Source organism: Nonomuraea sp. NPDC003560, from assembly GCF_042878785.1.
Classification (GTDB): Bacteria; Actinomycetota; Actinomycetes; order Streptosporangiales; family Streptosporangiaceae; genus Nonomuraea.
Genome location: NZ_JBIAOF010000001.1, coordinates 97,172 through 116,967, shown reverse-complemented (window position 1 = coordinate 116,967; position 19,796 = coordinate 97,172). Strand labels below are relative to the sequence as shown.

18 protein-coding genes are annotated in these 19,796 nt (G+C 71.7%); 9 read left to right on the top strand and 9 right to left on the bottom strand.

Annotation, left to right across the window (positions count from 1 at the left end; all coding sequences use genetic code 11):
- Positions 1-34: 34 nt before the first annotated feature.
- Positions 35-1,516 carry an FAD-dependent oxidoreductase gene (locus ACFYUV_RS00600; RefSeq protein ID WP_387663526.1) on the top strand — a complete coding sequence of 494 codons (1,482 nt, stop codon included), beginning with the start codon at positions 35-37 and terminating at the stop codon, positions 1,514-1,516.
- On the opposite strand, the gene ACFYUV_RS00595 is transcribed toward ACFYUV_RS00600, so the two are convergent.
- Both ACFYUV_RS00595 and ACFYUV_RS00590 read right to left on the bottom strand, forming a co-directional pair.
- Positions 1,491-2,744, bottom strand: a complete 1,254-nt coding sequence (locus tag ACFYUV_RS00595) for a cytochrome P450 (protein WP_387663524.1) — start codon at positions 2,742-2,744, stop codon at positions 1,491-1,493. The two genes, ACFYUV_RS00600 and ACFYUV_RS00595, sit on opposite strands and share 26 nt — an antisense overlap.
- Before the next feature lie 54 nt (positions 2,745-2,798).
- A complete protein-coding gene (locus tag ACFYUV_RS00590; RefSeq protein WP_387663522.1) occupies positions 2,799-4,343 on the bottom strand; it encodes a GMC family oxidoreductase in 1,545 nt (514 codons plus the stop codon).
- A 148-nt stretch (positions 4,344-4,491) separates the two neighbouring features.
- Here ACFYUV_RS00590 and ACFYUV_RS00585 point away from each other — a divergent pair, with 148 nt between their 5' ends.
- The 3 genes from ACFYUV_RS00585 to ACFYUV_RS00575 all read left to right on the top strand — a co-directional run bounded on the left by ACFYUV_RS00585 (position 4,492) and on the right by ACFYUV_RS00575 (position 7,820).
- Positions 4,492-6,027 (top strand): long-chain fatty acid--CoA ligase, encoded by a 1,536-nt coding sequence (locus ACFYUV_RS00585; protein WP_387663520.1) that lies wholly within the window; start codon positions 4,492-4,494, stop codon positions 6,025-6,027.
- A gap of 113 nt (positions 6,028-6,140) precedes the next feature.
- The gene (locus ACFYUV_RS00580) at positions 6,141-6,791 is read left to right on the top strand and encodes an HAD family hydrolase (RefSeq protein ID WP_387663518.1); all 651 of its coding nucleotides are present in this window, start codon (positions 6,141-6,143) and stop codon (positions 6,789-6,791) included.
- A gap of 9 nt (positions 6,792-6,800) precedes the next feature.
- On the top strand, positions 6,801-7,820 hold the full coding sequence (locus tag ACFYUV_RS00575) for a phosphotransferase (RefSeq protein ID WP_387663516.1): 1,020 nt from the start codon (positions 6,801-6,803) through the stop codon (positions 7,818-7,820).
- A 13-nt stretch (positions 7,821-7,833) separates the two neighbouring features.
- Here the strand turns inward: ACFYUV_RS00575 and ACFYUV_RS00570 are convergent, their stop codons facing one another.
- Positions 7,834-8,196, bottom strand: a complete 363-nt coding sequence (locus ACFYUV_RS00570; RefSeq protein WP_387663514.1) for a DUF488 domain-containing protein — start codon at positions 8,194-8,196, stop codon at positions 7,834-7,836.
- Between the two features lie 95 nt (positions 8,197-8,291).
- Between ACFYUV_RS00570 and ACFYUV_RS00565 the strand changes: the two genes are divergently transcribed.
- A complete protein-coding gene (locus tag ACFYUV_RS00565) occupies positions 8,292-8,669 on the top strand; it encodes a hypothetical protein (protein WP_387663512.1) in 378 nt (125 codons plus the stop codon).
- Positions 8,670-8,759: 90 nt separating this feature from the next.
- Here the strand turns inward: ACFYUV_RS00565 and ACFYUV_RS00560 are convergent, their stop codons facing one another.
- From ACFYUV_RS00560 to ACFYUV_RS00545, 4 genes are all read right to left on the bottom strand, one after another.
- Positions 8,760-10,019 (bottom strand): cyclopropane-fatty-acyl-phospholipid synthase family protein, encoded by a 1,260-nt coding sequence (locus tag ACFYUV_RS00560; protein ID WP_352357847.1) that lies wholly within the window; start codon positions 10,017-10,019, stop codon positions 8,760-8,762.
- Positions 10,020-10,021: 2 nt separating this feature from the next.
- Positions 10,022-11,371, bottom strand: a complete 1,350-nt coding sequence (locus ACFYUV_RS00555; protein WP_364329616.1) for an FAD-binding oxidoreductase — start codon at positions 11,369-11,371, stop codon at positions 10,022-10,024.
- A 130-nt stretch (positions 11,372-11,501) separates the two neighbouring features.
- Entirely contained in the window at positions 11,502-12,485 is a 984-nt protein-coding gene (locus ACFYUV_RS00550; RefSeq protein ID WP_387663510.1) for an NAD(P)-dependent oxidoreductase, read from the bottom strand.
- On the bottom strand, positions 12,482-14,020 hold the full coding sequence (locus ACFYUV_RS00545; RefSeq protein ID WP_387663508.1) for a protein kinase: 1,539 nt from the start codon (positions 14,018-14,020) through the stop codon (positions 12,482-12,484). The genes ACFYUV_RS00550 and ACFYUV_RS00545 overlap by 4 nt, the downstream gene beginning before the upstream one ends.
- 221 nt (positions 14,021-14,241) lie before the next feature.
- Between ACFYUV_RS00545 and ACFYUV_RS00540 the strand changes: the two genes are divergently transcribed.
- Positions 14,242-15,363 carry a CaiB/BaiF CoA transferase family protein gene (locus tag ACFYUV_RS00540; RefSeq protein ID WP_387663506.1) on the top strand — a complete coding sequence of 374 codons (1,122 nt, stop codon included), beginning with the start codon at positions 14,242-14,244 and terminating at the stop codon, positions 15,361-15,363.
- A gap of 7 nt (positions 15,364-15,370) precedes the next feature.
- On the opposite strand, the gene ACFYUV_RS00535 is transcribed toward ACFYUV_RS00540, so the two are convergent.
- Complete coding sequence (locus tag ACFYUV_RS00535) at positions 15,371-16,600, bottom strand: FAD-dependent monooxygenase (protein WP_387663504.1); 1,230 nt, start codon at positions 16,598-16,600, stop codon at positions 15,371-15,373.
- 82 nt (positions 16,601-16,682) lie between these two features.
- Between ACFYUV_RS00535 and ACFYUV_RS00530 the strand changes: the two genes are divergently transcribed.
- A complete protein-coding gene (locus tag ACFYUV_RS00530; protein ID WP_364329365.1) occupies positions 16,683-17,201 on the top strand; it encodes a helix-turn-helix domain-containing protein in 519 nt (172 codons plus the stop codon).
- A gap of 10 nt (positions 17,202-17,211) precedes the next feature.
- Here the strand turns inward: ACFYUV_RS00530 and ACFYUV_RS00525 are convergent, their stop codons facing one another.
- Entirely contained in the window at positions 17,212-17,664 is a 453-nt protein-coding gene (locus ACFYUV_RS00525; protein WP_387663502.1) for a GyrI-like domain-containing protein, read from the bottom strand.
- 96 nt (positions 17,665-17,760) lie between these two features.
- Here ACFYUV_RS00525 and ACFYUV_RS00520 point away from each other — a divergent pair, with 96 nt between their 5' ends.
- Both ACFYUV_RS00520 and ACFYUV_RS00515 read left to right on the top strand, forming a co-directional pair.
- Positions 17,761-19,200 carry a GuaB1 family IMP dehydrogenase-related protein gene (locus ACFYUV_RS00520; RefSeq protein ID WP_387663500.1) on the top strand — a complete coding sequence of 480 codons (1,440 nt, stop codon included), beginning with the start codon at positions 17,761-17,763 and terminating at the stop codon, positions 19,198-19,200.
- Positions 19,201-19,339: 139 nt separating this feature from the next.
- On the top strand, positions 19,340-19,714 hold the full coding sequence (locus tag ACFYUV_RS00515; RefSeq protein ID WP_352357863.1) for an FKBP-type peptidyl-prolyl cis-trans isomerase: 375 nt from the start codon (positions 19,340-19,342) through the stop codon (positions 19,712-19,714).
- The last annotated feature ends 82 nt before the right edge of the window (positions 19,715-19,796 follow it).

Sequence of the window (19,796 nt, the reverse complement as noted above, 5' to 3'; positions counted from 1 at the left end):
GCCTTCATCGTACGCCCGTGGTTACAGTGTGCCCATGACGGAAACAGTGTTCCCACAAAACGCCGACGTCCTGATCGTCGGCGGCGGCAGCGTCGGGCTGAGCGCGGCTGTCTTCCTCGCCCGCCACGGCGTGCCCGCCCTGGTCGTCGAGCGCGAGCCCGGCCCGCGGGCGCACCCCCGCGCCACCGGCATCGGCCCGCGGACGGTCGAGCTGCTCCGCGAGGCCGGCCTTGAGCGGGCGGTGGACGAGGTGGCCATCGACATGACGAACGCGACCCTCGGCAAGATCACCGTGGACACGCTGGCCGGCGCCGACCTCGCCGCGATCGCGGCCGGTCTGCCCGCCCGGACGCGGATGTTCGACACGGCGGCCTACAGCCCGGCCCGGCTGCGCGGCATATGCCCGCAGAACCGGCTGGACCGGGTGCTGCTCGACGCCGCCCGCGAGCGCGGCGCGCACGTCGCGTACGACACCGAACTGCTCTCCCTGGAGCAGGACGCCGACGGCGTGACGGCGGTCGTGTCCGGCCCGGACGGGACCCGCACCCTGCGCGCCCGCTACGTGATCGCCGCGGACGGCGTGCGCAGCGGGGTACGGGCGGCGCTCGGCATCGGCGTGACCGGCCCCGGCGCGCTCGGCCCCGAGCTGCACAACGTCATGTTCCACGCCGACCTGAGCCACCTGACCGACGGGTACGGCTTCGCGCTCGCCGAGCTCACCACTCCCGACGCGCCGGGCATGCTCATGGCGATCGACGGCGAGACCGAATGGGTCTTCCACACCGCCCAGGAACCGAGCCCCGACCTGCTCAGGACCGCGATCGGCGACCCCGGGCTGAAGGTCGAGATCGTCAGCGTGCTCGGCTGGCGGGCCCGCGGCCAGGTCGCCGACCGGTTCCGCGAAGGGCGGGTCTTCCTGGCCGGCGACGCGGCGCACGCCGTGCCGCCGACGGGCGCGTTCGGGCTGAACACGGGGGTCGCCGACGCCCACAACCTGGCCTGGAAGCTGGCCCGCGTGCTGACCGGCCGGTCGGCGCCCGCACTGCTGGACACCTACCACGACGAGCGGCGGCCGGTCGCGCTGCTGGCGCTGGAGCAGTCGCGGCTGCGGATGCGGGACCTGCGGATGCACTTCGGCTCCGGCCCCGAGGCCGCCCGGCTCAGGGCGGCGGCGGGCGCGGTGAACGCCCCGATCGTGCACGTCGGTTACCGTTACGGCGGCGCCTCGGCGGTCGAGGGCCTGCCCTCCACCGAGGACGTGACGCTCTGCCTCGACGGCTCGCCCGGCTCGCGGCTGCCGCACGTGTGGATCGGCGAACGGTCCAGCCTCGACCTGGTCGGGCCCGATTTCAGTGTGTTCACCGGCGCGCCGGTGCCCGACCCCGGCGTCCCGGTGCACGTGGTCGAGGGCTGGCCGTACGGGACCGTGCTGGTGCGGCCGGACGGGTTCGTGGCCTGGCGCGGCGCGGACGACGACCTGGCCGAGGCGGTCAGAACGTGTACGGCAGGTGCTTGATGCCGTTGATGAAGTTCGACAGCAGGAAGTCGGGCTCGCCGGCCGTCCTGATACCGGGCAGGCGGGTGAACAGCTCGCGGAACATCACGCTCATCTCCCTGCGCGCCAGGTGGGCGCCCAGGCAGTAGTGCGGCCCGGGGCCGCCGAAGCCGACGTGCGGGTTGGGGTCGCGGGTGATGTCGAAGACGTCCGGGTCGGTGAAGACGGACTCGTCGCGGTTGGCCGAGTTGTAGAAGAGCAGCACCTTGTCGCCCTTCTTGTACGGCACGCCGTTCATCTCGTGGTCCCGGGTCAGCGTGCGGCGGAACTGGATCACCGGGGTCGCGTAGCGCACGATCTCGTCGCACGCCCGGCCGACGCGCGCGTCGAAGTCGGCCAGCAGCAGCTCCCGCTGGCCGGGATGGTCGGTGAACAGCTTCAGCCCGTAGGCGATGGCGTTGCGGGTGGTCTCGCTGCCGGCCACCACCAGCAGGATGAAGAACGACCCCAGCTCCTGCGGGCTGAGCCGCTCCTCGCCGCCCACGAGCAGGCTGACCAGGTCGCCGGTCGGGCGTTTGCGGCGCTCGTCGCCGAGGCGGGCGGCCATCCGGTTCAGCGAGTAGCCGGCGCGCAGCAGCTTGGCCAGGCCGCGGGCGACGTTGACGCGGCTGAAGTTCGGGTCGATGCCGGTGTACTCGGGGTCGGCGTTGCCGAGGATGACGTTGGTCCGCCGCAACACCAGGTCATGAAATTTCGGCGGAATCCCCATCATGTCGCAGATGACCCGTACGGGGAGCCGGGCGGCGACCTGCGCCACGAAGTCGCCCGGCCCCTGCTCGATCGCCTCGTCCACGATCTCGGCGGCGGCCCTGGCCAGGTCCTCCTCCATCTTGGCCAGGATGCGCGGGGTGAAGGCCCTGGAGACGATCCTGCGCAGGCGGGCGTGGCGCGGGTCGTCCATGTTGATCATCGAACCGAAGTAGACGCTGAGCCAGCGCGGCATGTCCGGGATGCTGTTGGAGCACGGCTCGCTGCTGAAGACGGCCGCGTTCCTGCTGGCCTCGGTCACGTCGGCGTGGCGCACGAGGGCGTGGTAGCCGGGCCCGCCGCCGATGAACGGCACGGTCTGCTCCGGCACGAAGAGGGGCCGTTCAAGCCGGCGCAGGCGGCGGAAGGTCTCCAAGCGGTCCGCCTGCGGCAGTCCCCAGAACGGTATCTGCGAGATGTCCAGATCCGCGGAGAGCGTCATACCGTCCAAGCCTTGGGCAAGTGCTCACTTACGTCAAGGTCCGCCGCATCGCGGCTACCGGTCTCCCAGGATCAACTCGGAGCCCTTCTCGCCGATCATGATCGCCGGGGCGTGCGTGTGGCCGCGGTTGAGCGTCGGCATGACGGACACGTCCACCACCCTGAGCCCTTCGAGGCCGCGCACCCGGAGCGACGGGTCCACGACCGACCCCTCGTCGGCGCCCATCCGGCAGGTGCCGACGGGGTGGTAGAGGGTCTCGCCGCGTTCGCGCACCCACCGGGCCAGCTCCTCGTCGCTCTCCGGCCCCCAGTAGGGCGCCATCGGGCCGCCCGCGTACCGCTTCATCGCGCTCGTCGCGAACACCTGCTTGGCCGTCTTCAGCCCGGCGACCAGGCGCTTGACGTCGGCCTCCGCGCTCAGATAGCCGGGGTCGATCAGCACGTCGCGGCCGCTCAGCCCGACCCTGCCGCGGCTCTGCGGCTGCAGCAGCACGACGCCGACGGTCAGGCCGTGGCCGGTCGGCGGGGTGAGCCCGTGGTCGACGAACGGGCCGGGGGCGAAGACGAGCTCGATGTCGGGGGCGGGCTCCTCGGCCGAGGTCCGGACGAAGGCGACCGCCTCGCCGACGTTCGTGGTCAGCATGCCCGAACGCAGCACGATGTAGCGCAGCAGGTTCACCAGGGACTCGGCCTTGGTCAGCGTCACCGGCTCCTTGCACTCGACGTACACGCCGGAGGCGAGGTGGTCCTGGAGGTTCTTGCCGACCTCGGGCAGCTCGCGCACGACCGGCACCCCCGCGTCGCGCAGCTCATCGGCCGCGCCCACCCCGGAGCGCATCAGCAGGTACGGCGAGCCGATCGCCCCCGCCGACAGGACGACCTCCCTGGCCGCCCTGACCAGGGTGCCGCCGCTGTGCTCGATGCCGACCGCGCGGGAGCCCTCGAACACCACGCGGTCCACGGTCGCGCCGGTGAGCACGGTGAGGTTCGGCCTGGCGGCGGCCGGGCGCAGGTAGGCGTCCGCGGCGCTCCACCTGCGGCCGCGGTTCTGGGTGACGGGGGTGGGGCAGTAGCCCTCGTTGGAGCGGCCGTTCAGCTCCGCCAGCCGGGTCAGGCCCAGCTCCTCGCAGGCCCGCAGGAAGGCCGCCGTGGTGACGTTGGGGCTGCGCAGCTCGGAGACGTAGAGCGGACCGGAGGTGCCGTAGACGCCGCCGTGGTTGCTGCCGACGCGCTGCTCGGCCCTGGTGAAGTAGGGCAGGACCTCCTCGTACGTCCAGCCGGGCACCCCCCACTGGTCGTAGTCCTCCTGGCAGCCGCGCACCCACATCTGCGCGTTGAGCGAGGACGAGCCCCCGATCACCCGGCCCCGCGGCCAGTAGAGCTCGCGGCCGGACATCTCGCCCTGCTTGGCCGTCGTGAAGTTCCAGTCGTAGTCGGTCTTGAACAGCTTGGCGAAGCCGGCGGGCATGCGGATCTCCAGCTTGTCGTCATGCCCGCCCGCCTCGACCAGCGCCACCGACACCGACGGGTCCGCCGACAGCCGGTTGGCCAGCACGCACCCGGCGGACCCCGCTCCGACGATCACGTAGTCGTACTGCATGAGCACTCCAGGGGGCTAAGTAACCTGCCACTTGCTTACTCCAGGTGAGCTTTCGCGTCCATATGCATCTGTAACCTTGGTTACCTACCGGTCGGTATGGGGTGATGCCAAGATGGCGGGCAAGCGCGTACAGAGGAGGAAGGCGTTCATGCTCAACTTGTCGGTCGTCCTGGAGGACAGCGCCAGAAACAACCCCGACGGCACGGCGATCGTCTTCGGCGACATGCGCCTGCCGTACGGCATGATCGACACTGTCGCCCGCCAGGTGGCGAACCTGCTGGTGTCGCGGGGCATCGGCAAGGGCGACAAGGTGGCGCTGGCCTGTCCCAACCTGCCGTACTTCCCGTTCGTCTACTTCGGCATCCTCAAGGCCGGCGCCACCGTGGTGCCGCTGAACGTGCTGCTGCAGGGCCGGGAGATCGCCTACCACCTCGACGACAGCGACGCCAAGGCGCTGTTCTGCTTCGAGGGCTCGCCGGAGCTGCCGCTGGGCGAGCGCGGCAAGGCGGGCTTCGAGGCCGCGGACGGCTGCGAGCACTTCTTCGTGCTGCCCGCCACCCCGCTGGCCACCGAGTCCCCGTACGGCGAGACGGTGTGGGCGGCGCTCAACGGCGTGCCGGCCGACTTCGAGACGGTGCAGACCGACCCCGAAGACACCGCCGTGATCCTCTACACCTCGGGCACCACGGGCCAGCCCAAGGGCGCCGAGCTCAGCCACCAGAACATGCTGATGAACGCCCTGATCAGCGACCGGATGTTCCCGCGCAGCGAGGGCGGCGACACCTACCTCGCGGTGCTGCCCCTGTTCCACTCCTTCGGCCAGACGACCGTCATGAACACCGCCTTCATGCGCGGCGCGACGGTCGTGCTGATGCCGCGCTTCGAGCCGGGCGAGGCCCTGGAGCTCATGCGCAAGGAGAGCGTGACGACCTTCGCCGGCGTCCCGACGATGTACTGGGGCATGCTCACGAAGATCCACGCCGAGGGCGCCGAGGTGCCGCGCAGCCTGAAGGTGGCCGTGGCCGGCGGCGCGTCCTCGCCGGTGGAGGTGCTGAAGGACTTCGAGCAGACCTTCGGCATCGGCATCCTGGAGGGGTACGGCCTGTCGGAAACCTCCCCCGTGGCCAGCTTCAACCAGCTCGGACGGCCCACCAAGCCCGGCACGATCGGCACGCCCATCTGGGGCGTGGAGATGAAGCTGATCGACGGCGACTGGAAGACGGTCGAGGGCGAGGGCCCCGGCGAGATCGCCATCCGCGGCCACAACGTCATGAAGGGCTACTACGGCCGCCCGGAGGCGACGGCCGAGGTGCTCAAGGACGGCTGGTTCCGCACCGGCGACATCGCCACCCGCGACGCCGACGGCTACTACGCCATCATCGACCGGGCCAAGGACATGATCATCCGGGGCGGCTTCAACGTCTACCCGCGCGAGCTGGAGGAGGTGCTCATGACCCACGAGGCGGTGTCCCTGGCGGCGGTCGTGGGCGTCCCGCACGAGTCGCACGGCGAGGAGGTCAAGGCGTACGTCATCCGCACGCCCGGCTCGTCGGTCACCGAGGACGAGCTGATCGCCTGGGCCAAGGAGAACATGGCGGCCTACAAGTACCCGAGGATCGTCGAGTTCCGCGACGCCCTGCCGATGACGGCCACGGGCAAGATCCTCAAGCGCGAGCTCCGCTGACCGGCCGCGGCGCGGGCCCCGGCCCGCGCCTTCCGGCCGCGCCGCCCGCTGCGCCGATCACCGAGCCGACCGCTGAGCCGACCGCTGAGCCGATCACCGAGGCCCGCCCGCTCGTGCTGTTCGACCTGGACAACACGCTGATCGACCGGCTGGCGGCGTTCCGGCTGTGGGCGGCCGAGTTCGCCGCGGGGCGCCGGCTGGGCCCGGACGCCGTGGACTGGCTGGTACGGCTGGACGCCGACGGGTCCGTGCCGATGGACGCCTTCTTCGCCCGCGTACGCGAGCGCTTCGCGCTTGCCGAGCCCGTCGAGGAGTTGTGGCGGGCCTACCGGGCCAGGCTGCCGTGGCTGGTGGAGTGCCGTGCCGAGGTGCTGGCGGGGCTCGACCGGCTGCGGGCGGCGGGGTGGGCGGTCGGGATCGTGACGAACGGGATGGCCGACAACCAGACGGGCAAGATCCGGCGTACCGGGCTGGCCGAGCGGGTGGACGGGTGGGCGATCTCCGGCGCGGAGGGCGTGCGCAAACCCGGCGCGCGGCTGTTCCGGATCGCCGCCGACCGGTGCGGAGCCGTGCCGGCGGGCGGGTGGATGGTGGGCGACGACCCGGAGAAGGACATCGCGGGCGGACGCGCGGCCGGACTGCGGACGATCTGGATCGACCGCGGGACGGGCGCGGCGGCTCCCCCGGCGGACCTCACGGTGGACGACGTGCTGGCGGCCATGGAGCTGTTAATCGGGATGCCCGGCGGCGAGGGCGGTCGCTAATGTGGCCGGATGCGTGACAAGCCCGCGGATCTGGACGAATCGCTGCTGGCGCCCGCCCTGGAGGCGTGGGGGATCAAGGCCGTCGGGCTGGCGCACGCGCCGGTGGGCTTCGGCGACCACCACTGGATCGCGACCGGCGCCGACGGACAACGCTGGTTCCTCACCGCCGCCACCCTGCCCTCCGCACCGAATGCCCCCCTCCCCCGCGAGCCACGGGCGGCCGGTGGCCTGGGCGAAGGGGCGCGGGTGGCGTTCGGGGAGCTGGGCCGGGCGCTGGAGACGGCGGCGGCGCTGTCAGCGACCCTGAAGTTCGTGGTCGCGCCCGTGCCGGACCTCGACGGCGGCGCGCTGCTCCGCCCGCTCGCCGCCCGGTACGCGCTGAGCGTCTTCCCGTTCGTCGACGGCGTCACCGGCGGCTTCGACGACGAGCCGGCCGAGCACGACCGCGCCCAGGTCATCGACCTGCTGGCCGAGCTGCACGGCACGCCCCCGCCCCCATCCACCCCGTCCCGCCCCCTGCAGCCGGCCGGACGGGCGGCGCTGGAGCGGGCCCTCGACGAGACCGGCCGCCCGTGGACCGGCGGCCCGTACGCCGAGCGGGCCCGAGCCCTGCTCGACCGGCACGCCGGAACCCTGCACGCCCGGCTGCGCGACTTCGACCGCGGCTGCCGCGACCTCGGCCCGCCCGTCGTCACCCACGGCGAACCCCACCCCGGCAACGTGCTCCGGCACGAGGACCGCTGCCTGCTGATCGACTGGGACACCGTCGGCCTGGCCGTGCCGGAACGGGACCTGTGGCTGGTCGCCAGGACCCCCGGCGACCTGGCCAGGTACGCGGCCGCCACCGGCCGTACGCCCGACCCTGCCGCCCTGGCCCTCTACCGGCTGCGCTGGAGCCTCGACGACGTGGCCCAGTACGTCGCCCTGTTCCGCGCCCCGCACGGCCACACCCGCGACGCCGAGCTGAGCTGGCACTTCCTCACCCGCACGCTCGACGGCCTGGCCGCCGGCGGGCCCTCCGCCCGCTGAGCGTCCCCGGCGGTCAGGCGCCGAGCAGTTCGGCGAGCACCGCGGCCTCGCTGATCTCGGGCTGCCTGGTGGCGGTGAGCAGGGTCAGCGGGCCCTTCCCGGCGAGCTCGCGCAGGTGGGCGACCGCCTCGGCCCGCTCAGGCTCGGCCAGCTCGTCCCGGTAGCGGTCGCCGAACTCCGCGAACCGGTCGGGGTCGTGCCGGTACCAGGTGCGCAGCTCGGTGGAGGGAGCGACCTGCTTGCACCATTCGTCGAGATGGGCGTCGGCCTTGGCCAGCCCGCGCGGCCACAGCCGGTCGACCAGCACCCGCGCGCCGTCGTCCGGCGCGGGCTCCTCGTAGACCCGGCGCACCCGAATCTTGTTCCCAGCCGTCACCGTCCGCCCCTCCTTCCGGCCGTGAGACCACGCTACGCCGGGCGACGCCAAGCGCCGTTCAGGGACCCGGCCGGGGGACGTCTAGGATCCGGGGTGTGGACGAGCCGATCCCCGACGCGCTGCTGCCCGTGCTCCGCGACCTGCGCGCCACCTGCGGGGTGCGTCCGGACCTGCGGGAGGAGACGCCGCTCTGGGGCGGCGAGCGGGTGCTCATGCTGTTCGCGCCCGACGGCAGCGGCGTGGGCCTGCGCCTCGGCGTCGCCGGCGGCCCGGCCGAGCAGGTGGCCGACCTCGCCGACCAGGCGCAGGAGTGGGCGGTCGAGGCGCTGTGGGGTCAGGGGCTGCCCGCGGTGTGGCCGGAGTGCCCCGAGCATCCCGGCACCCACCCGCTGGCCGCGACGGTGGTGGACGGCGTCGCGACCTGGTCGTGCCCGCGCACCCGCGCGCCCGTCACCGCCGTGGGCCACCTCTGACCCCGGACACACCCAGGGGGCCGGCCGCTCGGACCGCGCCTTGGGGCGGGGTGAGCCGTGGGGAGAGGGCGATGGGCCCTCTCCCGCCCGTCACGGCCAGTTGACCGCCGGGCGCAGCTGCACACCGGACCGGCCGTCGTCGTCGAGCTTGACGCCCAGCACCTGGTGCAGCTGGACCTTGTTGCGCTCGAAGCCCACAATGCAGCCCGCCATGTACAGGGCCCAAACCCTGGCCGTGCCCATCCCGACCTCCTGGACGGCCTCGTCCCAGTTGGCGTCGAGGTTGTCGCACCAGTGGCGCAGGGTCTTGGCGTAGTGCTCGCGCAGGTTCTCCTCGTGGCGGATCTCGAAGCCGATGTCCTCCATCTGCCTGATCAGCCAGCCCACCGACTCCAGCTCGCCGTCGGGGAAGACGTAGCGGTTGATGAAGCCGCCCTTGTTGAACGTCTTCTCCTTGCCCGTCGGACGGGTGATGCAGTGGTTGAGCAGCCGGCCGCCGGGCTTGAGCTTGCCGTAGAGGAACTCGAAGTACGACGGGACGTTGTCCTTGCCGATGTGCTCGGTCAGGCCGATGGAGCTGACCGCGTCGAAACCGGTCTCCCGCACGTCGCGGTAGTCCATGAAGCGCACTTCGGCGAGGTCCTGGAGGCCCTCGTCGGCGATCGCCTTCTGCGCCCACTCGGCCTGCTGGCGGCTCAGCGTCACGCCCAGCGCCTTGACGCCGTAGTGCTTGGCGGCGTGGATGACCATGCCGCCCCAGCCGCAGCCGACGTCGAGCAGGCGCATGCCCGGCTTGAGGTCGAGCTTCCTGGCCACCAGGTCGAACTTCGTGTACTGGGCCTCCTCCAGCGTCGCGCCCTCCTCGGGGTAGGTCGCGCACGTGTAGGCCATGGACGGCCCCAGCACCCACCGGTAGAACCGGTTGGACACGTCGTAGTGGTGGTGGATCGCCTCGGCGTCACGCTGCTTGGCGTGCCGCGAGCCGAGCCGGGCCAGGGCGCTCTGACGCACCTCCTGCGGAGGCGGCGGCACCCGCATCAGCAACGGCTTGACGCCCAGCGACCGTACGGCGGCCAGCTTCTCGCCCGCGGTCAGGTCGTTGGTGGTGATGTTCCACATGCGGTCGAGCAGGGTGTACAAGTCGCCGTGCACATCGATGTGCCCCGAGATGTACGCCCTGGCCAGACCCAGTTCCCCGGGGGCCTGTGCCAGGTAGGCCACCGCGATGGGCGACTTGACCTCAAGACCGAGGTCGGCGCCGTCGGGACCGGCCTTGCTGCCGTCATAGGCCATGAACGAGATGTTCGCGTCAGAGCCGACGATCTTCTCAAAGATGCTTGCGAGAGCCATGCTCACCTTCCCCGTACACACTTTTCGTACAGGTCCAGCAGGCGACCGTTCGGGTCGTATTCCCGCTTGACCGGCCAATAAGCATCACCGTTGTACAGCTCCCAGAACTGCTCACGGGCGTAGAAGGAGGTCGAGTAGAGCGACTTGTGGCCGTCCAGCTCGTGTACCGAGTCCTCGATGAGCCTGTTGTAGTAGCCGTCGAACTGGCCGCGGGGCAGCGGGACCATGCCCCAGAAGCCGAAGTTGACGTAGAGCTTCCCGGGCTCCAGCGGGTACAGCGGCCACTGGGAGCTCGACCGCAGCGGGCACATCCAGACGGGGGTCATGCCCACCTTGTCGTGGAAGAACTCCAGGAACTGCGCGCCGCGCTCGACCGGCACCTCGACGTCCTGGATGACCGACTCCTGGACGGGCTGGTCGCGCCAGCGGTCGATGCGGGCGGTCAGGCCGGTCCGCCGGTCGAGGGCGACGAGCCTGCGGTAGACGTCGGAGCGCATCCAGCGGCGCGGCATCAGCGAGCGGACCACCGGCTGCTGCACGCCGAACGCCCGCGAGCACCAGAACCAGTCGGTGTCCCAGCGCCACAGGTAGTCGTGGATGCTCAGCCAGTCGCGGCTGCGCTGCCTGATCGACTGGTAGTAGATGCGCATGCCGGTGTAGTCGGAGACGTAGGGCGCGCGGTCGGCGAAGCGGCCCAGCGTGATGTACATCTCCTCCGGGTCGAAGAAGACGCCGTCCACGAAGTCGACCTGCTCGCCGTCGTGCACCATGCTGTCGCAGATCTCCTGCATGGCCAGCATGCACTTGGCCGCGTCGGTGAACCTGATGTGCGTCAGGTGCACGTACGGCTGGACCTTGCGGAGCTTGATCCGGATGCGCAGGGCGTAGCCGAGCGTCCCGTAGGAGTTGGGGAAGGCGCGGAACAGATCCTGGTGCTCGTTGTCGTCACGGGCCACGACGATGCGGCCGTCGCCGGTGAGGATCTCCAGTTCCTCGACCGACTCGTGCGGCAGGCCGTCCCGGAAGCTGGTCGACTCGATGCCGAGGCCGGTGACGGCGCCGCCGAGCGTGATCGTCTTGAGCTGCGGCACCACGTACGGCATGAGCCCGTGCGGCAACGTGGCCTCGACGAGGTGCTCGTAGGTGGTCATGCCCTGGACCTCGGCCGTCATCGTCGCCGGGTCCACGCTGATGACCTCGTCGAGGTCTCGGGCCGACAGCTTGGCCGTCCTGCCTCCGTCACGGAACCTGAACAGGTTGGACGTGGACTTGGCCAACCGGGGAGCGGCGTCGCCGGGGATCTCGGCGTAGGACTGCCGGATCTGCTCTACTGCCCGTTGGTGTGTCGACATCGTCGTCGTCACGGAAGCACCCCCTTGAGCTGGTAGAGATCGTCCGTAAGACCGTATCTCCCGCAGCCCGCCTCGAACAGACCGGGGTCGTTAAAGACACGAAAACTGTTCATCGTGCCAGGTGAAACGCCTATGTGGCAGGCAAATGCGGAAATCTACGTCGAACCAGGGGTGAGATCCCATTGAGCACGGCACGCACCTCTCGTCCCTCCAGTGCCGCCGTGAGGTTGTCCAGCACGGCCGTGAGCAGGCGCGTCGTCGCCTCGGGCGTCACCCCGGCGGCGTGCGGCGACAGCAGCACGTCCGGCAGATCGCGCAGCGGGTCGCCGGCGGGCAGCGGCTCGGTGTCGAACACGTCGAGCGCGGCCCCGCCGAGGTGCCCGTCGCGCAGCGCGGCGACCAGCGCCGCCTGGTCGACGACCCCGCCCCTGGCCGCGTTGACCAGCAGCGCGCCCTGCTTCATGCGGCGCGGGTCGATCAGCCCGCGGGTCTCCTCCGACAGCGCGATCACCACCACCAGCACGTCGCTGGCGGCCACCAGCGTCTCCAGGTCGGCGCGGCCCGGCGCCTGCCGCGGGGACCTGGTCCAGTAGGAGACCTCGCAGCCCAGGGCGCCGAACAGGCGCACGCAGTTCTCGCCGATCGGGCCGTACCCGACGACGCCGACCCGGCGGCCGCTCAGCTCGCGCGGGCGCAGGCCCTGCTGCGGCCACTCCCCCGCGCGCACGGCGGCGTCGGCGGCCCCCAGCCGGCGCGACAGCGACAGCGTGGCGGCCAGGCACCACTCCGACACCGCGACGGCGCTGACGCCCGGCGTGTTGGCCAGCGGCACCCCGGCCTCGGCCAGGGCGGCCAGGTCGTGGCCGTCGACGCCCACCGAGGGCTGCTGCACGAAGGCCAGCGCGGGCGCGTGCTTGACCGCCTCGGCGTCGAGCACGAGCGTGGAGGTCCAGTCGCCGAGCACGATCTCGGCCTCGGGCAGCGCGGCCAGCAGCCCGGCCCGGTCGCGGGTGGCGGGCACGCGGACCGTCACCCGGTCGCCGAGCGGGGCGAGCAGGCCGCGCGTCGCCTCCTCGGGGAGCGGCGGCAGGGCGAGCAGGTTCCAGGGGCTCATGCCTTCACCGTAAAGCTGTCGATCACCTGTCGCATCAGGGCCCTGTTGCGCAGCCACTGGTCCTGGGTGACCGTCCAGGACAGGATGTAGGCCGTCTCGCCGGACACCACCGCGCGGCGCACCTCGTGGTAGGTCATGCCCGGCCTGATCCAGTGGGTGCCGGCGGCGCTGGCGGCGGTCCAGGAGAACTCCCACTCGACCGCCTTGACGCCCCGGTGGTTGACCACGCGGCGGCCGCGGCTGATCACCTCCTGGCCCTCCTGCCGCAGCGTCTCCTCCGAGTCGCGCAGGATCTGGTTGGCGTCGAGGCTGGAGTACAGGGCCTCCACGCCGAGGTGGGCGTTGCCGTCGCGGCGCGTCCACTCGGTGACGGACTCGCGCAGCGCGCCCCGCCAGCCGATCGGGCGCAGGATCGACCAGCCCTCCCGCGAGGTCCACGCCCGTACGGCCGGGCGCACCCGCCGCACGGTCGGCGTGGGGGTCGCCGACGGCGTCCGGCTCGTCGTGGGCTGCTGCGAGGGTGACGGGCTCAGCGGGCTGGCCGCGGCGGCCGGCTGGGCGGTGCGCGGAGCGCCCTCGGCGGGCGTGGCGAGCTTGAAGTAGGCGACCGCGCCGCCCGCGACGACCACGACGGCGGCGGCGGCCACGGCCAGCACGGCCCGCCCGCGCCCGCTGCCCGGCTTCTTCTCCGGCAGGTCGGTGTAGGCGGGCTTGGCCGCCACCTCGATGGCCGCGAGCAGCCGGTCGGCCTCCTCGGCGTCCACCCGGTCGGCGGGCTCCTTGCGCAGCAGGCCCTTCAGGATCGGGTGCATGACCGGCGGGATGCGCCGGTAGTCGGGCTCCTCGTTGAGCAGCGCGTTGATCGTCGCCATGGCCTCGCCGCGGTCGAAGGGCGAGCGGCCGACCATCGCGGCGAACAGCGTCGCGCCGAGCGACCACAGGTCGGAGGGCGGTCCGGCCTCGTCCGCGCGCACCCGTTCGGGGGCCAGGAAGCTGGGCGAGCCGGTCACCATGCCCGTCCTGGTCAGCGAGGCGTCGCCCTCGACCGTGGCGATGCCGAAGTCCATCAGCACCGCGCGGCCGTCGTCGGCGAGCAGGATGTTGGCGGGCTTGACGTCCCTGTGCAGGATCCCGGCCTCGTGGGCGGCTCTGAGCGCCGACAGCACCTGGCGGCCCACGTCGGCCGCCTGCCGCACGGGCAGGGCCCCCGAGGTGGCCACGACCTCTTCGAGCGAGGGGTGCGCGACCAGCTCCATGACGATCCAGGGCCGGCCGCCCTCCTCGACCACGTCGTAGACCGCGACCACGGAGGGGTGGTTGAGCTTGGCCGCCGTACGGGCCTCGCGGGCGGTGCGCATGAGGTGGCGCTCCTGCTCGCCCGGCGACAACCCCTCGGGCAGCAACACCTCCTTGATGGCCACCTGCCGGTTGAGCAGCGTGTCGTAGCCCTCCCAGACGACGCCCATACCCCCGCGGCCCAGTTCACGCCGTAACTGGTAGCGCCTGGCGACAAGCCGGTTGCTCTCCGAAACCATGTCCTACCCCTGTAGCGGCGCGAGCGCCTGCTGCAGACAGCCGCTGGACGCCGGCGATCTGTAGACCACCCGAACAGTGGGCAAGTTTCCCATACCTCCCACGAGTTCGCGGGAAGGACGCAAAAGGCCGCTTGCCACGACTTGCCGAATGTTGTTCTACTGAGGCAGGTTCGGAGCCGTGAAGCCAACCGTTTGCCTGTGCGACTGTCGAGGAGATGTCCATGTCGAAGGGTAGTGGCGGCCCGCTGGCCGGAGTGCGCGTGCTGGAGCTCGCGGGGCTGGCCCCGGGGCCGTTCGCCGGGATGATGCTGGCCGACCACGGCGCCGAGGTGCTGCGGGTCGACCGGGTGCAGGCCGTCTCCGACCGACCTCGTACGGACGTCATGGACCGCGGCAAGCGGACGATCGGCCTGGACCTGAAGTCGCCCGAGGGCGTGGCCGCCTTCAAGGAGCTGGCCCGCAACGCCGACGTGGTGATCGAGGTCTTCCGTCCCGGCGTCGCAGAACGGCTCGGCATCGGCCCCGCCGACCTGCACGCGGTGAACGAGCGGCTGGTCTACGGCCGGATGACCGGCTGGGGCCAGGACGGCCCGCTCGCGCCCACCGCCGGCCACGACATCGACTACATCGCGATCTCCGGCGTGCTGTCGATGCTCGGCCGCGAGGGCGGCAAGCCGACCCCGCCGATCAACATCCTCGGCGACTTCGCCGGCGGCGGCCTCATGCTCGCCTACGGCGTGCTGCTGGCCCTGTTCGAACGCGAGCGCACCGGGAAGGGCCGGGTGATCGACGCCGCCATGGTGGACGGCGCCGCCCTGCTGTTCTCGATGTTCTACCAGGCCGCGCAGAGCGGCTTCTGGGGCCCGCGCGGCACCAACCTGCTCGACACCGGCGCCCCCCAGTACGACACCTACGAGACCGCCGACGGCGGCTTCCTGGCCGTCGGCTCGCTCGAACCGCAGTTCTGGGACGCCATGGTGAACCTGATGGGCCTGACCGGCCTGCCCGACCGCGACGACAGGACGCAGTGGCCCGCGCTCAAGGCCCGGCTGGCCGAGGAGTTCGCCAAGCGCACCCGCGCCGAGTGGGAGGCCCTGTTCGAGGGCTCGGACGCCTGCGTCTCGCCCGTCCTGTCCATGGCCGAGGCCGCGCGGCACCCGCACAACGTCGCCCGGGGCACGTTCGCCGAGGTCGGCGGCGTGACCCATCCGGTGCCCGCACCGCGCCTGCTCGGCGTGCCGGACCCGGACCTGTCGCCAGCCACCCGCCTCACGGACCTGTCCGCGTGGGGGCTGCCGGCGGCGGAGGCGGAGAAGCTGCGGGAGCAGGGCGTGCTGGCCTGAGCCTTCGTCAGGGGCGGGACGACGTCGCCGGGCGCGCGTGGGCGGCGTAGTCCTTGAGCCGGATCGAGTCGTGCAGGCGCACCCCCTTGCTGCTGATCCTGGTGGCGGCCCTGGTAAGGGCGACCGGCAGGTGGCTGACCAGGCGGATGCCCTGGGTGAGCGCCCACACGTCGAAGCGGCTCCCGGGGACGATCCCCCTGGCCGCGCGGCGGGCGAAGGCGCGGCTGCGGCGCACGTACTCGCCGATCTCGGCCTCGTAGGCGGGGTAGGCCGTGCGGTGGTCGCCGCCGTGCGCGGCCAGCTCGCCCGCCAGCACGTACGCCCCCACGACCGCCAGGCTCGTGCTGCCGCCCACGGCCGGCCCGGGGCAGTAACCGGCGTCGCCGGCCAGCGTCACCCGGCCGCGCGACCAGGAGTCGAGCCTGAGCTGGGTGATGGAGTCGAAGTAGAAGACGGACGTGCGGTCCACCTCGTCCAGGATCCTGGGGACCTGCCAGCCGAGGCCGCCGAACCGCTCGCGCAGCAGTTCCTTCTGCCGGGCCACGTCCCGGTAGTGGTAGTCGAGCGGCTCGGGCGTCCTGAACAGGAAGCCGGCGCGGGCGTCGTCCATGTGCGCGGCGCTGTAGACGGCGGCCATGTAGCCCTCGCCCGCCAGGGCCTCCATCCGGCCGTCGAGGCCCAGGAAGTCGGGGACGGAGGCGACGGCGAGGTACGCGCCGATCCAGGTGGCGAAGCGCTCCTCGGGGCCGAAGGTCAGGCGGCGCACGTTGGAGTGCAGTCCGTCGGCGCCGATCACCAGGTCGAAGCGGTCCTGCCGGCCGCTGTCGAAGCGCACCTCGCCGTCCTCGGCGATCGAGGCGATGGAGTCGCCGAAGACATAGGCGGCGTCGCGCCGGGTGGCCTCGTGGAAGACCTCGCTCAGGTCGTCGCGCATGATCTCGACGTGCCGGTCGGAGACGGCGCTGAGGATGCGGCGCAGCTCCAGCTCCACGGGCCGCGCCCGGCCCTCGCGGTGGACCCGGAGCCAGTCGGTCCCGGTCTTCTTCGCCATGACCGGCTCCAGGAGCCCCATCTTCTCGACGATGTCCATGGCGGGCCGGAACAGGTCCACCGCGTGGCCGCCCGACTTCCTGAGCGCCGGGGCGCGTTCGACCACCGTGACCTCGAAGCCGTACCTGGTCAGCCAGTACGCCAGCACCGGCCCGGTGACGCTGGCTCCCGAGATGAGGACCTTCATGGCCTCCTCCTTACTTAACGGTTGGTAAGTCCACGCTAGCACGCGTCCTTACTTAACGGTAGGTAAGGGATAAACTTCAGGCATGCCCAGTGACACAAAGTCCCGCATCCAGGCGGTGGCCCGCGAGCTGTTCGCCGAGCAGGGCGTGCAGAACACCAGCCTGCGCCAGATCTCCGACCGGCTGGGCATCACCAAGCCAGCGCTCTACTACCACTTCGCCTCACGCGACGACCTGGTGCGCAGCATCGTGCAGCCGCTGGTGGAGGACTTCGAGCGCTTCGCCGCCAGGCAGGAGCCCGGCGACCCGCGGGCGCTGCTCGACGACTACTTCGAGCTGATGTGGCGCCACCGCGACGTGACCGGGATGATGGTGCGCGACATCTCGATCCTGGCCTACCTGGACCTGGGTCAGCGCATGTTCGAATGGCGGCGCGAGCTGATCGCCCTGCTGCTCGGCCCCGACCTCACGCGGGCCCAGCAGATCCGCGCCACACTGGCGCTCGGCGGCATGGCCGACTGCACGGTCGAGTACGCCGGCCTCCCCCTGGAGGAGGTCAAGCCGACGGCCGTCGCGGCGGCGGCCGAGGCGCTCGGCCTGTGACTCCCCGGGCCTAGACGGCCACGTAGAGGTCGGCGCCCTCGAAGTGATGGACCTCCAGGTCCGTGGTGAAGGCGCGGGAGGGCTGGCCGCCCGACTCGGTGTGCTGCCACACCTGCTGCCACGCCTCGATCAGCGCCTGCGGCAGCTGCCCGCGGGCCGTCAGCCGGATCGACTTGGCGGCCGGCACGCGCACCGCCACCATGCCCTCGGGCAGGCGCGGCACCGTGCGCACGCCGATGCCGACGATCTGCGTGTAGGCGCCGGTGTGGTCGCTCTCGTAGTCGGTCAGCACCGCGTAGAGGTTCTCGTCGATGCGGCCCGGCACGTGCGCGAAGGCCCCCGGCGCGCCCGCCCGCTGCCACAGCGCGGGCAACGCGGCCCGCGCCGGATCCGCCTCGTCGGCGTTCGTCGTGCGTACGGCGAAGCCCACGACGGTCAGCTCGGCCCGTTCGACGATGTCCACGACTTACCTCCCCCAAATGTGTCCCCGGCCGATCATAAGCCCCGGAGAACGGGGGAAACCCCTTGTTGGACCTGTCACCCCATAAGATGGATGAACGTGAAGTTTCTCAACGACCAAGAGCCTCGTTACGATTTGACTTACAGCGACGTGTTCATGGTGCCGTCGCGCTCCTCGGTCGGATCGCGGCTCGCGGTCGACCTCTCCACGAACGACGGCACGGGCACCACGATCCCCATAGTCGTCGCCAACATGACCGCGGTCGCCGGCCGCCGCATGGCCGAGACCGTGGCCCGCCGCGGCGGGATCACCGTGATCCCCCAGGACATCCCCCTCGACGTCGTCGCCGACGTGGTCGACTGGGTCAAGAAGCGCGACCTGGTCCACGACACGCCGCTCACCCTCACCCCGCACGACACCGTGGGCGAGGCGCTGCAACTGCTGCCCAAACGCGCCCACAACGCGGTCATCGTCGTCGACTGGGACAACCGGCCCGTCGGCGTGGTGACCGAGGCCGACTGCCAGGGCGTGGACATGTACACGCAGCTGTCCGAGGTCATGTCGAGCGAGCTGCTCACGCTGCCCGCCGGACTCGACCCGCGCGGCGCCTTCGACCGCCTGCACGAGGGCCGCCACCGCCTCGCCCCCATCGTGGACGACGAGGGCCGGCTGGTCGGCATCCTCACCCGCACGGGCGCGCTGCGGGCCACCCTCTACCAGCCCGCGCTCGACGCCCAGGGCCGCCTGCGCATCGCCGCGGCCGTCGGCGTGAACGGCGACGTCGCCGCCAAGGCCAAGGAACTGCTGGAGGCCGGGGCCGACTGCCTGGTCGTGGACACCGCCCACGGCCACCAGGAGAAGATGATCGCCGCCCTGCGCGCCGTCCGGGCGCTCGACCCCGGCGTGCCGGTCGCGGCGGGCAACGTGGTGACCGCCGAGGGCGTGCGCGACCTGGTCGAGGCCGGGGCCGACATCCTCAAGGTCGGCGTGGGGCCGGGCGCCATGTGCACCACGCGGATGATGACCGGCGTCGGGCGGCCGCAGTTCTCGGCGGTGCTCGAATGCTCGGCCGAGGCCCGGCGGCTCGGCAGGCACGTCTGGGCGGACGGCGGCGTCCGGCACCCCCGTGACGTGGCCCTGGCGCTGGCGGCCGGGGCGTCCAACGTGATGATCGGCTCGTGGTTCGCCGGCACGTACGAGTCGCCCGGCGACGCCCGCACCGACGCCGACGGGCGCAAGTACAAGGAGAACTTCGGCATGGCCTCCTCCCGCGCCGTACGGCTCAGGACGGCCGAGGACTCCGCCTACGACCGGGCCAGGAAGGCGCTGTTCGAGGAGGGCATCTCGACCTCGCGCATGTACCTCGACCCCAAGCGGCCCAGCGTGGAGGACCAGATCGACGGGATCGTCGCGGGCCTGCGGTCGTCGTGCACGTACGCGGGCGCGGCGAACCTGGAGGAGTTCCACCAGCAGGCCGTCGTCGGCATCCAGAGCTCCTCCGGTTACGCCGAGGGCATGCCGCTGCACCAGAGCTGGTGATCCACCGGCGCCGGTGACGTGCCCTTTCTCCCGGCTTCGGGCGGCCCGGCGCCGGGAGAAAGGGGCGGGCATGAACGACGGCCGTACCCCGACGGCATAGAGTCGTCGGGTTATTGTCATCGTCAACAGGAGCACATTCGTGGCACTCGAGAAGCCCGAGATCGACTTCCCCGAGGGCAACCCGCCCGCCGACCTGGAGATCGTCGACCTCGTCGAAGGCACTGGCCCCGAGGCCAAGCCGGGCCACAACGTCAGCGTCCACTACGTGGGTGTCTCGTTCTCGTCCGGGGAGGAGTTCGACGCGTCGTGGAACCGCGGCCAGGCGTTCGAGTTCCCGCTCGGGGGCGGCCGCGTCATCGCGGGCTGGGACCGCGGGGTCGCCGGGATGAAGGTCGGCGGCCGTCGCAAGCTGGTCATCCCGCCGCACCTCGGTTACGGCGACCGCGGCGCGCCGCCGCGCATCAAGGGCGGCGAGACGCTGATCTTCGTGGTCGACCTGCTCGGCGTCAGCTAGACCGGGAACGGGCGGGCCGCCGACGGCGGCCCGCCCGGCTACCCCTGCTTTGGAGAACCCGGCACATATCGGGTGGGGAAAT

Coding starts and splice junctions, on each gene's coding strand:
- ACFYUV_RS00600 (WP_387663526.1), top strand. CDS start 35: ATGACGGAAACAGTGTTCCCACAAAACGCCGACGTCCTGATCGTCGGC.
- ACFYUV_RS00595 (WP_387663524.1), bottom strand. CDS start 2,744: ATGACGCTCTCCGCGGATCTGGACATCTCGCAGATACCGTTCTGGGGA.
- ACFYUV_RS00590 (WP_387663522.1), bottom strand. CDS start 4,343: ATGCAGTACGACTACGTGATCGTCGGAGCGGGGTCCGCCGGGTGCGTG.
- ACFYUV_RS00585 (WP_387663520.1), top strand. CDS start 4,492: ATGCTCAACTTGTCGGTCGTCCTGGAGGACAGCGCCAGAAACAACCCC.
- ACFYUV_RS00575 (WP_387663516.1), top strand. CDS start 6,801: ATGCGTGACAAGCCCGCGGATCTGGACGAATCGCTGCTGGCGCCCGCC.
- ACFYUV_RS00560 (WP_352357847.1), bottom strand. CDS start 10,019: ATGGCTCTCGCAAGCATCTTTGAGAAGATCGTCGGCTCTGACGCGAAC.
- ACFYUV_RS00555 (WP_364329616.1), bottom strand. CDS start 11,371: ATGTCGACACACCAACGGGCAGTAGAGCAGATCCGGCAGTCCTACGCC.
- ACFYUV_RS00550 (WP_387663510.1), bottom strand. CDS start 12,485: ATGAGCCCCTGGAACCTGCTCGCCCTGCCGCCGCTCCCCGAGGAGGCG.
- ACFYUV_RS00545 (WP_387663508.1), bottom strand. CDS start 14,020: ATGGTTTCGGAGAGCAACCGGCTTGTCGCCAGGCGCTACCAGTTACGG.
- ACFYUV_RS00540 (WP_387663506.1), top strand. CDS start 14,242: ATGTCGAAGGGTAGTGGCGGCCCGCTGGCCGGAGTGCGCGTGCTGGAG.
- ACFYUV_RS00535 (WP_387663504.1), bottom strand. CDS start 16,600: ATGAAGGTCCTCATCTCGGGAGCCAGCGTCACCGGGCCGGTGCTGGCG.
- ACFYUV_RS00530 (WP_364329365.1), top strand. CDS start 16,683: ATGCCCAGTGACACAAAGTCCCGCATCCAGGCGGTGGCCCGCGAGCTG.